A 12,026-nucleotide genomic window follows, 5' to 3' on the forward strand; every position below is an offset into this window, starting at 1 on the left:
ACTGTCGACTCCTCGTGCATGGTGGGGGCGTGGCCAGTCGCAGCGCAGACCCAAAGGGATCGAGGAACGGCACCGGCACCCCGCCGCTCGACGCCGTTTCCCTCGCCATCATCGAACAGCTCCAGGAAGACGGCCGTAGGCCCTACGCCGCCATCGGCAAGGCCGTGGGCCTCTCCGAAGCGGCCGTGCGACAGCGCGTCCAGAAGCTGCTCGACCAGGGCGTGATGCAGATCGTCGCCGTCACGGACCCGCTCACCGTGGGTTTCCGTCGGCAGGCGATGGTCGGTATCAACGCGGAGGGTGACCTCGATCCTGTCGCCGAAGCGCTGACGGCCATGCCGGAAGTCGAGTACGTGGTCATGACCGCGGGCTCGTTCGACCTCCTCGCGGAGGTCGTGTGTGAGGACGACGACCAACTCCTGGACGTCATCAACAAACGCATCCGGGCCCTTCCCGGCGTGCGCTCCACCGAGAGCTTCGTCTACCTCAAGCTCAAGAAGCAGACCTATATGTGGGGAACCCGATAGCCGTGAGCAAGGACCTCAGCCGAACCGCGTACGACCACCTGTGGATGCACTTCACCCGCATGTCGTCGTACGAGAACGCGCCCGTTCCCACCATCGTGCGTGGCGAGGGCACCTACATCTACGACGACAAGGGCAAGAAGTACCTCGACGGGCTCGCGGGCCTGTTCGTCGTGCAGGCCGGCCACGGACGCAGGGAGCTCGCCGAGGTCGCCGCCAAGCAGGCGTCCGAGCTGGCCTTCTTCCCCGTGTGGTCGTACGCCCACCCGAAGGCCGTGGAGCTGGCCGAGCGCCTCGCCCACTACGCCCCGGGTGACCTCAACAAGGTCTTCTTCTCCACCGGTGGTGGCGAGGCCGTCGAGACCGCCTGGAAGCTTGCGAAGCAGTACCACAAGCTGAACGGCAACCACACCAAGTACAAGGTGATCTCCCGCGCGGTGGCCTACCACGGCACCCCGCAGGGCGCGCTGTCCATCACCGGCCTGCCGGGCCTGAAGGCCCCGTTCGAGCCGCTGGTGCCGGGCGCGCACAAGGTCCCGAACACCAACATCTACCGCGCCCCGATCCACGGCGACGACCCCGAGGCCTTCGGCCGCTGGGCCGCCGACCAGATCGAGCAGGAGATCCTCTTCGAGGGCCCCGAGACGGTCGCCGCGGTCTTCCTCGAGCCCGTGCAGAACGCCGGTGGCTGCTTCCCGCCGCCGCCCGGCTACTTCCAGCGCGTGCGCGAGATCTGCGACCAGTACGACGTGCTGCTCGTCTCGGACGAGGTCATCTGCGCCTTCGGCCGCCTCGGCACGATGTTCGCCTGTGACAAGTTCGGCTACATCCCGGACATCATCACCTGCGCCAAGGGCATGACCTCGGGCTACTCCCCGATCGGTGCGACCATCGTCTCCGACCGGATCGCGGCGCCGTTCTACAAGGGTGACAACACCTTCCTGCACGGCTACACCTTCGGTGGCCACCCGGTCTCCTCGGCCGTGGCGCTCGCCAACCTCGACCTGTTCGAGCGCGAGGGTCTCAACCAGCACGTGCTCGACAACGAGGCCAACTTCCTCAAGACGCTGCAGAAGCTGCACGACCTGCCGATCGTCGGCGACGTCCGCGGCAACGGCTTCTTCTACGGCATCGAGCTCGTCAAGGACAAGGACACCAAGGAGTCCTTCACGGACGAGGAGTCGGAGCGCGTGCTCTACGGCTTCGTGTCCAAGAAGCTCTACGAGTACGGCCTGTACTGCCGCGCCGACGACCGTGGTGACCCGGTCATCCAGCTGTCGCCGCCGCTGATCTCGGACCAGTCCACCTTCGACGAGATAGAGGGCATCATCCGCCAGGTCCTCACGGAGGCCTGGAGCAAGATCTGAGCCTGACGGCTCCCGCGGCCCGGCTGCGCCCATCCGAGTGAGATGGGGGCGGCCGGGCCGCGTCCTTTCCCGACGCGCGCCGGCGAATACCTAGCGTGCCCAGTGACCGATCGGCCCTGCCTTCGTTCCCCCGTAAGGGGGACGGATCGTCTTACGGCATTTCTGATCTGCAGTCTCTGAGCGAGGTGTTCGCCATGGTGGCCCCACCGGACAACGACGTAATCTGGGCACGCGCCCTGCACTTCTCCCACAACGGCTCCCCCGCGCTCGCCGGCGTCTCGCTCGGTGTCCGCGAGGGCGAGGTCCTCGCCGTCACCGGGCCGCGCGGCAGCGGCAAGACGACGCTCCTGCAGTGCCTCTCCGGCCAGCTCCTGCCACAGCAGGGCGAGGTCTGGTTCAACAGCACCCCCGTGCACACCATGGGCGCGCTCGTCAGGGAACGGCTGCGCCGCGACCGCTTCGCCTGGATCGACCCCGAGCCTCACCTCGTGCCCGAGCTGAACGCCTGGGAGAACACGGCGCTCGCCCTGATGATGCGCGGCGGCAGCCGCCGCGCCGCCAAGGCCAGTGCCCTGGAGTGGCTGGAGCGTCTCGACATCGGCATGTGCGCCCGCAAGCGGCCGCACGCCCTGATCCAGTCGGAACGCCAGCGCGTCGCCATCGCCCGCGCCCTGGTGACCGCGCCCTCGGTGCTCTTCGCCGACGAGCCCACGGCGCCCCTGCACCGCGCCGACCGCGCCCACGTCCTGCGCACCCTGATGGCCGCGTCCCGCTCGCACGGCATCACCGTCGTCCTCGCCACGCACGACACCGAGGTGGCCGCCCTGGCCGACCGCACGATGGCGCTCCTCGACGGGCGCCGCGTGAACACGGTCCATCTGCCCGGGGCATCCGGCGGCACCGACGCGGAAGGCCGGGCCGCGTGCTCGCTCTCCGTCTAGCCCGCGGGGGCCAGCCCGTCGTCCAGCTGCGCAGGCTCCTGGTCACGGCCGCCTCCGCCGGCACCGGGTTCCTTCTGCTGTGCACACTCGGCCACGCGATGGGCCACCCCGAAGCCTCCACCGGATCCGTACTGCGGCTGGCCTGGTGCGTGGTGCCGATCGCCGCGACCGTCCACCTCGCCGTCGCCGTCGCCCGCACCGACCCGGGCACCAAACCGCGTCCCGGCCTGTCCGCGGTCGGCCTCGGCCCGGCACGCCTGACGCTCATCTCGGCGACCTCCACCGCGGTCGCCTGCACGCTCGGCTCGATGCTGGCGCTGCTGGTCTTCCTGCACCTGCGCGGCGACCTCTCCGGGCTGCCCTTCGACGGGGCGGCCCGCGGTCTCCTCGCCGCAGACCAGCCCCTGCCCATGGCCGCCACCCTGACCCTGCTCGCCCTGGTCCCGCTCGCCGCGTCCGGCGTCTGTGCCCTCGTGCTGCGCCCGCGCGCCGCCAAGGCCGGCGAGCCCCAGCCGGACCCACGCGATCCCGCCGCCCCGGTTCCCGCACCGACCGGCCTGCCCTGGGGCGTGGCGCTGCTGGCCATGGGCCTCGCCGTGGAGACATACGCCTCCCGCGCGCCCGGCACCGCGGGGTTCCCGATGCCGGGCGGTCTCGGCGGCAGCCCGGCGGGCGTGCTGGCCGGCTGGACACTGACCGCCCTCGGCCTCGCGCTCGCGGGTCCCGGACTGACGTACCAGTGCGGCCGGGCCCTTCAGTCGGTGCGGCCCGGGGCGGCGCGGCTCCTGGCGGGCCGGGTGCTTCAGGAGGAGGCCCGTCGTATCGGCCGCCCCCTGGGCGTGGTCTGCGCGGTGGCCTCCGGCGTGTACGCGGGGCTCACCCTCTGGTCGGGACGTCAGCCCGACCTCGGCCCGCTGTCCGCGCTCGGCGCCGTCCTCGTCATGGGCTGCACGGTCGCCACACTCCTGACGGCCGCGGTCGAGGCCAAGCACGCCCGCTCCGACACCACGGCCGCCCTGCTCCGGCTCGGCGCCCCCACGAGTCTCCTCCGCGGCGCGGCCGGGTTGCGCGCGGCGACGCTGCTCGCCGTGTTCGGGCTGCTGACGTGGACCGTCGCGGAACTGGCGGCGCTCCCGCTCGCCGCCTGAGCGGGGCCCGAGCCCTCTCCCCGCGGGCCCCGAAAGAGATCGCAAGAAAGTTCGCCGCGGGCGATGAGTTACGCGCGAGCGGCACGTCTAACTCTGCGTACGGCACAGCGACGCACCACCGAAACCAGCGAGCGAAAGCGACGGCCCCACCATGTACCAGCAGATGATCTTCCCGAACCTCGCCGTGAACGACCTCGACGCGTCGAAGAAGTTCTTCACCGAGCTCGGGTACTCGATCAACCCGCAGTTCTCCGACGAGACCTGCGCCTCCGTGGTGGTCAGCGAGCACATCGTGGTCATGCTGCTCACCAAGGAGAAGTACGCCGGCTTCACGCAGAAGACGATCGTCGACTCGACCAAGAACACCGAGGTGCTGCTGTGTCTGAGCGCCGAGAGCCGCGAGAAGGTCGACGAGCTCGTCGACAAGGCGATCGCCGCGGGCGGCACCGAGACCGGCGAGAAGCAGGACCACGGCTTCATGTACGGCCGGGCCTTCGACGACCCGGACGGCCACACCTGGGAGATCATGTGGATGGACCCGGCGGTGGTCCAGGGCTGATCTTCACGGGTACGGCCCCCTAGCATGGGCGGGTGCTGACCTCTGAACCCGCCCCGCGCAGGCCCGCGATCCCGCACACGGACGCCGGCCGTGAGATCGAGTCCCTCGACGAGTTCGACGAGGTCGTGGCCGCGCACGGCTCGCTCGCCGGACGCCGCGTGCAGGCCGTCGACCTGACGGAGCGTACGGACGAGCTGCTCGCCCTGGACGCCGAGGGCGCCGTCTTCCTCGGCTGTCCGATGGGGCCCGACGCCGCGGCCCGGATCCGCGCCACCGGCGCCCTGGTCTTCCCGCCGGTCCCCGGCCTTCCCTTCGACCCGTACCGGGGCCGTCTCTACTCCCCCGACGAGCTGTTCACGGGCCTGACGGAGGGCGGGTACGAGTCCACGCCGGATGCCCACGCGTACGACTGGTTCCAGCGGACCAAGACCGACCGCGACGTCTTCACGTCGATGCTGCGAGCCGTGCACGACGACTCCGTCTCCGACGCCCTCGACGAACTCCTCGTCGACACAAGGGTGGTGGGGGTCATGGGCGGTCACGCGATGACGCGCGGCACGGACGGGTACGCCGGCGCGGCGCGGCTCGGCAGGACGCTCGCGCGCTCCGGGGTCACCGTCGCCACGGGCGGCGGACCGGGCGCGATGGAGGCGGCGAACCTGGGCGCGTACGCGGCACGGTTCGACGACGGGATGCTGACCGAGGCGCTCCGGCTCCTGTCCGCCGCCCCCTCGTTCACCCCGTCCGTCACGGCGTGGGCGTCGGCCGCCTTCGAGGTTCGCTCCCGCTGGCCGGACGGCGGCGACTCGGTCGGCATGCCCACCTGGTTCTACGGGCACGAGCCGCCGAACGTCTTCGCCGGGCACATAGCGAAGTACTTCGCGAACGCCACCCGCGAGGACGGGCTCCTGGCCCGCTCGAACGCGGGAGTGGTCTTCCTGCCGGGCGCGGCCGGCACCGTCCAGGAGATATTCGACAACGCGACGCCGAACTACTACGAGTCCCGGGGTGCGCCCACCCCCATGGTCCTCGTCGGCCGCGCCCACTGGACGGAGCGCCTGCCCGCCTGGCCCCTGCTCACCGCCTTGGCCCACGAACGCTCGATGGACGCGCGGATCGCTCTGGTGGACACCGTGGAGGAAGCCGCGGACGCGCTGGCGAAGCTGAGCTGAAGCCTTCGGAGGCTGAACCCCTTCACGGGCTGAACTCTGCGGTCGGCTGAACTCCGCGGCAGGCTGAACTCCTCGGCGGACGGCACGGAAGCCGGGTCCGGGCTACCCGAACGTCGCTCGTTCCAGCCAGAAGTCCAGCAGTTCCCGCTCTCCCAGGACCTCCACCCGTCCGCCGTCGAGCGGCGCGCGCCGATAGAACGCGAGCAGCACATCGGTCAGCGGCCCCCGAAGGGCGACGGTCGCCTTCTCGTGGCCGCGGCGCCAGGTGAACCCGTCCTCGCCCAGCTCGACCAGCCATTCGGCGTTCAGCTCCGCCGGTGCGCCGGTGGCGTGGAGGTGCAGGCTGCGCCCGCCGCCGCGCAGCTCCGCCGCAGCGTCGGACGGGTCCGACCGCTGGGCGTACGCGACGATCTGCAGCCATTCGTCGATCGCGTCGGCGGCGAGTTCGGGCGCCACCTCGTACGCGGCCCGCGCCGTGAGCGCCGCGTCCGCCCGGTGGATCACGGTCTCGTGCGTCATGCGGCGCGCCCAGAACCCCGTGGTCCGCTGCCAGGACCAGGTCCAGACGCGAGTGTCGGGGCCGGCTGCCCGCAGTGCCCGCGCGGTCAGTTCGGCGCCTTCCGCGAGCCAGGCCGCCAGCTCGGCCGGGTCGTCGCTGGCGGGCCCTTCGAAGCCCGGTACCTTCTCGTCGGGGATCTCCTCGGTGGCCCCGGTCCGTACGATCGCCTCGACCCAGCGGTGCGCGCCGCCGAGGTGCACGACGAGGTCGCGCAGGGTCCAGTCGGGGCAGGTCGGCACCGTCGCCGTGAGGTCGGCGCCGACGAGATGCCCGGCCAGCAGGGCGCTCTGCGCGACGACTTCGTCGCAGTAGCGGTCATGGGCGAGCTGTCCGGATGCCGCTGTCTCCGTCGTCATACGGCGGACCCTATGCGGCGGGCGGGCCGTCCAGCACCACGATTTCGCCCGCGTCGAACGCCACCCCGACCTCGTCCCCCGGCTCGGGCGCGTCCCGCAGCGCGCAGGCCGCTTCGAGGCGGGGCGCCCTCGTGGCCTGGAGGTGTACGGCCACATGCGTGCCGCGGAAGGTGCGCGCGGTGACCGCGCACGTCAACTGAGCCTCGGCGGCGGGCACGAGGCGTACGCCCGCGGGCCTGACGAGGATCTCGGCGCGGCCCTGCGGGGACCCCGCGGGCACCGGCAGCTTTCCCCAGGGCGTGTCGGCCACCTCCCCGACGACCGTGGCGTCGACCACGTTGTCGAATCCGAGGAAGCGTGCCACGAACGCGTCGGCCGGGTGCTGCCACACCTCAAGTGGCGTACCGGACTGGGCTATCCGTCCGTCGCGCATCACCACGACGCGGTCGGCGAGCGCGAAGGCCTCGCCCTGGTCGTGGGTCACGGCCAGCACCGTCGTGCCCAACTCGCCGAAGAGCTCCCTGAGTTCGACGACGAGACGCTCCCGCAGCGAGCGGTCGAGCTGGCCGAGCGGCTCGTCGAGCATGAGCAGGCGGGGTCGCGGGGCGAGCGCCCTGGCGAGGGCCACGCGCTGCTGCTCGCCGCCGGACAGCGAGCCCACGGCGCGCCCGTCGGCCCCGGGCAACCCGACCAGCGCCAGCAACTCGCCCACGCGGAGCTGCTGTTCGGAGCGCGTGGCGCCGTGCATCCGCAGCCCGAAGGCGACGTTGCCGCCCACGTCGCGCTGCGGGAACAGCTGGTGGTCCTGGAACATGAGGCCGACGCCCCGCCGGTGCGCGGGCACGCCCGACTGGTCACGGCCGTCGAGGAACACACGTCCCCCGTCGAGCGCCTGGAGCCCGGCCACGACCCTCAGCAGCGTCGACTTGCCGCTGCCGCTGGGGCCGAGCACACACACGATCTCGTGCTCGGCGACCTCCAGATCGATCCGGTCGAGCGCCGCATGCGCCGCTGCGGACGGACCGTCGAACCGCACGGTCGCGTCGTCCAGGGTCAGCAGGGCCATCAGAACTCTCCCGTCGTACGGTCCGTGCGGATGCGTTCGAGCAGCAGCAGCGACACCGCGCACACCACCATGAGAATCGTCGAAAGGGCCATTGCCTGGCCGTAGTTGAGGTCACCGGCGCGGCCGAGGAGCCGCGCCACGGCGACCGGCAGGGTCGGGTGGTCCGGGCGGGCGATGAACACGGTCGCCCCGAACTCGCCGAGCGACACGGCGAACGCGAATCCGGCCGCGATCAGCAGAGCCCTGCGCACCATCGGCAGATCGACCTCGCGCCAGGCCCGCAGCGGCGAGGCACCGAGGACGGCGGCGGCCTCGCGCAACCGCCCGTCGACCGCGCGCAGGACCGGCAGCATGGTGCGGACGACGAAGGGCACCCCGACGAGGGCCTGGGCCAGCGGAACCAGGATCCAGGTGCCGCGCAGGTCGAGGGGCGGCTTGTCCAGAGTGATCAGGAAGCCGAAGCCGACGGTGACGGCGGAGACGCCGAGCGGCAGCATGAGGAGCGCGTCGAAGCCCCGTACGAGACGCCCGGCCCTGCGCGTCAGGGCCGCGGCGGCGAGTCCGCCGATCACGACCGCGAGGGCGGTGGCGGCGAGCGCGTACGTGAGGGAGTTTCCGATCGCCTCGATCGGCGGCACCAGGAACGCACCGCTGTCGGACGAGGTGAGCGCCGTGTAGTAGGAGAAGCCGAAGCCGTCCGGCCCCTCGAAGGACCTCTGGATCAGCACACCGAGCGGCAGCAGGATCAGTACCGCGACGGTGGCGACCACCCCGGCGAGCAGCGCCCACTGGCCCGGGCCGCGCGGGCGTCGGGCGGTGTGCGCCGCGTCCACGAGGCGCAGCGCGCTCTCCTGCCGGCGAACGCTCCATGCGTGCACGGCGAGAATGATCCCCACGGCGGCGAACTGCACGATCGTGAGGACGGCCGCCGTGGAGAGGTCGAAGATCTGCGCGGTCTGCCGGTAGATCTCGACCTCGAGAGTGGAGAACGTCGGCCCGCCGAGGATCTGGACCACGCCGAACGACGTGAACGCGAAGAGGAAGACCATCAGCGCGGCGGCCGCGACGGCCGGCCCGAGCGCGGGCAGCGTCACCTTCCGCCAGGCCGTCCAGCGGGAGGCGCCCAGCATCCGGGCGGCCTCCTCCTGCCGCGGGTCGAGCTGCGACCACAGTCCGCCCACGGTGCGCACGACGACGGCGTAGTTGAAGAAGACATGGGCGAGCAGGATCGCCCACACCGTGGTGTCGAGGCGTACGCCCCACAGGCCGTCGAGCAGCCCGCCGCGGCCCACCAGCGCCAGGAACGCCGTGCCGACGACGACGGTCGGCAGCACGAACGGCACGGTGACGGCGGCTCTCAGAACCTGCTTGCCCCTGAACTCGAAGCGCGCGAAGACGTACGCGCCGGGGAGCGCGATCAGCAGCGTGAGCACGGTCGAGGCGAACGCCTGCCAGGTCGTGAACCACAGGACGTGCTGGATGTCGGGCTGCCCGAGCACGTCGGTGATCCGCCCGAACTGCCAGTGGCCGCCCGCCTTCAGGCCGCGCGAGACGATCGCCGCGACCGGATAGGCGAAGAAGACCGCGAAGAACGCGACGGGCACGGCCATGAGGCCGAGCCGAGCCGCGCTCCCGCGCCGACGGCCCTTACGGGGAGTCACCGCAGGCGTGCCCGGGCGCGATGCCGGGCGCTTCACCGGAGGTTCCCCGGGGGACGTCACTTCAGTACGAGTGAGGTCCACGACTTGACCCAGGCGTCACGGTTGTCGGCGATCTTCTTCGGCGCCATGGTCTTCGGGGCGTCGACCTCGACGTCGTACTTCGCGTAGTCGGCGGGCAGGGCCGCGTCCTTCGTCACCGGGTCCACGAACATGTTCAGCGGCATGTCCTGCTGGAACTCCTTCGCGATCAGGAAGTCGAGGAGCGCCTTGCCGCCCTTCTCGTTCTTCGCGTTGCTCAGCAGGCCGGCGAACTCGGTCTGGCGGAAGCAGGTGCCGGTCGCCACCCCGGTCGGGGCGGTCTTCGGCTGCGGGTCCGAGTAGATCGCCTCGGCCGGCGGCGACGACGCGTACGACACGACGAGCGGCCGGTCACCGCCCGCCTTCCTGCCGCCGGCTGAGCCCGAGAACTCCTCGTTGTAGGCCTGCTCCCAACCGTCGACGACCTTCACGCCGTTGGCCTTGAGCTTCTTCCAGTAGCCCTGCCAGCCTTCCCCGCTCCCGGCTTCACCCGAGCGGGAGGTGCCGCCGTCGCCGTACTGCGCGGCACTGCCGAGCAGGAAGCCGAGGCCGGGCGACGACGTCGACACGTTCTCGGTGACCAGCAGGTTCTTGTACGCGGGCTTGGCGAGGTCGTCGAACGAGGCGGGCGGCGTCAGCTTGTGATCGGCGAAGTACTTCTTGTCGTAGTTGACGCAGATGTTGCCGGTGTCGATCGGGGTGACCCGGTGCTTGTCCTTGTCGAGCTGGAACTCGGACCCCACCTGGTCCAGGCCCTTGGCCGCGTACGGCTGGAAGAGCCCGTTGTCGAGGGCGCGCGACAGGAGCGTGTTGTCGACGCCGAAGAGGACGTCGCCCTGCGGGTTGTCCTTGGACAGGATGGCCTTGTTCACGGCCTCGCCCGCGTCACCGTCCTTCAGGACCGTGACCTTGTAGCCGGAGCGCTTCTCGAAGTCCTTGAGCACGTTCTTGGAGACGGCCCACGAGTCATGGCTGACGAGAGTGACGGTCTTGGAGTCCGCCGCGTCCTTGCCGGAGTCGGATCCCCCGCACGCGGAGAGCGTGACGAGTCCGAGACCGGCCGCCACGGCGACGGCCGTGGCCTTGATGATGGTGCTCACTGAGTTCCCTCCTGGGTGACCAGGAAGAGACGCGGCCCTGCCCGGGATCGCGGACGATTCCCGGGCAGGACACAACAGCTTGAGTGGCGACCGAACTTCCTACCCAGAATGACCTGGGCAAGGTTCAGAGGGTCTGCGGCCGATGCCGCACTCTCAGCGCTGTGGCGCTCCCCTGTCGGAATATGAAGATGTAAGTACGCCCGTCAGATTACCGCTCGGTGGCGGCGAGCTGACCGCATGCCCCGTCGATCTCCTGGCCACGGGTGTCGCGGACGGTGACCGGCACGCCGTGGGCCGCGATGGCCTCGACGAACGCCTTCTCGTCCTCGGGGCGCGAGGCCGTCCACTTCGAGCCCGGCGTCGGGTTCAGCGGGATCAGGTTGACGTGGACGCGCTTGCCCTTGAGCAGGCGGCCGAGCCGGTCACCACGCCAGGCCTGGTCGTTGATGTCCCGGATGAGCGCGTACTCGATCGAGATGCGGCGGCCCGACTTCTCCGCGTACTCCCACGCCGCGTCGAGGACCTCGCGGACCTTCCAGCGCGTATTGACCGGGACGAGGGTGTCGCGCAGCTCGTCGTCGGGAGCGTGCAGCGAGACGGCGAGGCGGCACTTGAGTCCCTCGTCGGCGAACCGGTGCATGGCGGGCACCAGACCGACGGTCGAGACGGTGATCCCACGCTGCGAGAGGCCGACGCCGTCCGGCTCGGGGTCGGTGAGCGCGCGGATGGCACCCACGACCCGCTTGTAGTTGGCCAGGGGCTCGCCCATGCCCATGAAGACGATGTTGCTCAGGCGCGCCGGGCCGCCCGGGATCTCGCCGTCGCGCAGCGCGCGCATGCCGTCGACGATCTGGTGCACGATCTCGCCCGTCGACAGGTTCCGGTCGAGGCCGGCCTGTCCCGTGGCGCAGAACGGGCAGTTCATCCCGCAGCCGGCCTGCGAGCTGATGCACATGGTGACCCGGTCCGGGTAGCGCATCAGTACGGACTCGACGAGCGTGCCGTCGAAGAGCCGCCACAGGGTCTTGCGGGTGGTGTCCTGGTCCGTCGACAGATGCCGGACGACCGTCATCAGCTCCGGAAGCAGCGCCTCCTGCAGCTTGCTGCGCGAGGCGGCGGGGATGTCGGTCCACTCCGCGGGGTCGTGCGCGAACCGCGAGAAGTAGTGCTGCGACAGCTGCTTGGCGCGGAACGGCTTCTCACCGATCGCGGCGACGGCCTCCTTCCGCTCGGCGGGCGAGAGGTCGGCGAGGTGCCGCGGCGGCTTCTTGGCTCCGCGCGGGGCGACGAAAGTGAGTTCTCCGGGCTTAGGCATATCTCGTCCAGTGTCGCAGATCCATTCGCGTGACCTGGAGGCCGAGAAGGGAGGGGTGGTCGTCGCCGGTCGCCATCGGCTGCGGCGGGCCGCCTCGGCGGCCCATGAACGGCCCGGCCTCTCGGCCCACGCGGCGGCATCCGTGCAGGCCGGCGCGCTACCAGCCACCGCACACCCAGG

At 70.9% G+C, this 12,026-nt stretch carries 11 protein-coding genes and 1 riboswitch; of the genes, 6 read left to right on the plus strand and 5 right to left on the minus strand.

The window, feature by feature from the left end; translation table 11 throughout:
* Positions 1-14: 14 nt before the first annotated feature.
* From ACFC96_RS18100 to ACFC96_RS18125, 6 genes are all read left to right on the plus strand, one after another.
* Positions 15-527, plus strand: coding sequence for an Lrp/AsnC family transcriptional regulator (locus ACFC96_RS18100; RefSeq protein WP_376259108.1), 513 nt, complete (start codon positions 15-17; stop codon positions 525-527).
* Positions 512-1,891: an aspartate aminotransferase family protein gene (locus ACFC96_RS18105; RefSeq protein ID WP_116509314.1), complete on the plus strand. Its 1,380-nt coding sequence runs from the start codon at positions 512-514 to the stop codon at positions 1,889-1,891. Before ACFC96_RS18100 ends, ACFC96_RS18105 begins: the two co-directional genes overlap by 16 nt.
* 194 nt (positions 1,892-2,085) lie before the next feature.
* Positions 2,086-2,832, plus strand: a complete 747-nt coding sequence (locus tag ACFC96_RS18110) for an ABC transporter ATP-binding protein (RefSeq protein ID WP_376259111.1) — start codon at positions 2,086-2,088, stop codon at positions 2,830-2,832.
* Complete coding sequence (locus ACFC96_RS18115; RefSeq protein WP_376613102.1) at positions 2,814-3,980, plus strand: hypothetical protein; 1,167 nt, start codon at positions 2,814-2,816, stop codon at positions 3,978-3,980. The genes ACFC96_RS18110 and ACFC96_RS18115 overlap by 19 nt, the downstream gene beginning before the upstream one ends.
* 151 nt (positions 3,981-4,131) lie before the next feature.
* Complete coding sequence (locus ACFC96_RS18120) at positions 4,132-4,539, plus strand: VOC family protein (RefSeq protein ID WP_376613104.1); 408 nt, start codon at positions 4,132-4,134, stop codon at positions 4,537-4,539.
* 32 nt (positions 4,540-4,571) lie between these two features.
* The gene (locus ACFC96_RS18125; protein WP_376613105.1) at positions 4,572-5,711 is read left to right on the plus strand and encodes an LOG family protein; all 1,140 of its coding nucleotides are present in this window, start codon (positions 4,572-4,574) and stop codon (positions 5,709-5,711) included.
* 102 nt (positions 5,712-5,813) lie between these two features.
* Here ACFC96_RS18125 and ACFC96_RS18130 read toward each other — a convergent pair whose 3' ends face one another.
* The 5 genes from ACFC96_RS18130 to rlmN form a co-directional block, all read right to left on the minus strand.
* A complete protein-coding gene (locus ACFC96_RS18130; protein ID WP_376613107.1) occupies positions 5,814-6,626 on the minus strand; it encodes a maleylpyruvate isomerase family mycothiol-dependent enzyme in 813 nt (270 codons plus the stop codon).
* A gap of 10 nt (positions 6,627-6,636) precedes the next feature.
* Positions 6,637-7,692: an ABC transporter ATP-binding protein gene (locus tag ACFC96_RS18135; RefSeq protein ID WP_376613109.1), complete on the minus strand. Its 1,056-nt coding sequence runs from the start codon at positions 7,690-7,692 to the stop codon at positions 6,637-6,639.
* Positions 7,692-9,302 carry an ABC transporter permease gene (locus tag ACFC96_RS18140; protein WP_376613111.1) on the minus strand — a complete coding sequence of 537 codons (1,611 nt, stop codon included), beginning with the start codon at positions 9,300-9,302 and terminating at the stop codon, positions 7,692-7,694. The genes ACFC96_RS18135 and ACFC96_RS18140 overlap by 1 nt, the downstream gene beginning before the upstream one ends.
* A 107-nt stretch (positions 9,303-9,409) precedes the next feature.
* Positions 9,410-10,531 carry a thiamine ABC transporter substrate binding subunit gene (locus ACFC96_RS18145; protein WP_376613113.1) on the minus strand — a complete coding sequence of 374 codons (1,122 nt, stop codon included), beginning with the start codon at positions 10,529-10,531 and terminating at the stop codon, positions 9,410-9,412.
* 78 nt (positions 10,532-10,609) lie between these two features.
* Positions 10,610-10,715: riboswitch (TPP riboswitch) on the minus strand.
* A 24-nt stretch (positions 10,716-10,739) separates the two neighbouring features.
* Entirely contained in the window at positions 10,740-11,846 is a 1,107-nt protein-coding gene (rlmN, locus tag ACFC96_RS18150; RefSeq protein WP_376259128.1) for a 23S rRNA (adenine(2503)-C(2))-methyltransferase RlmN, read from the minus strand.
* Positions 11,847-12,026 lie beyond the last annotated feature (180 nt).

Source organism: Streptomyces sp. NPDC055955, assembly GCF_042270245.1.
Taxonomy (GTDB): Bacteria; Actinomycetota; Actinomycetes; order Streptomycetales; family Streptomycetaceae; genus Streptomyces.

Excerpts from the sequence above, each read along its gene's own strand:
- ACFC96_RS18130 (WP_376613107.1), bottom strand. The coding sequence starts at position 6,626 with ATGACGACGGAGACAGCGGCATCCGGACAGCTCGCCCATGACCGCTAC.
- ACFC96_RS18135 (WP_376613109.1), bottom strand. The coding sequence starts at position 7,692 with ATGGCCCTGCTGACCCTGGACGACGCGACCGTGCGGTTCGACGGTCCG.
- ACFC96_RS18120 (WP_376613104.1), top strand. The coding sequence starts at position 4,132 with ATGTACCAGCAGATGATCTTCCCGAACCTCGCCGTGAACGACCTCGAC.
- ACFC96_RS18140 (WP_376613111.1), bottom strand. The coding sequence starts at position 9,302 with ATGGCCGTGCCCGTCGCGTTCTTCGCGGTCTTCTTCGCCTATCCGGTC.
- ACFC96_RS18110 (WP_376259111.1), top strand. The coding sequence starts at position 2,086 with ATGGTGGCCCCACCGGACAACGACGTAATCTGGGCACGCGCCCTGCAC.
- rlmN (WP_376259128.1), bottom strand. The coding sequence starts at position 11,846 with ATGCCTAAGCCCGGAGAACTCACTTTCGTCGCCCCGCGCGGAGCCAAG.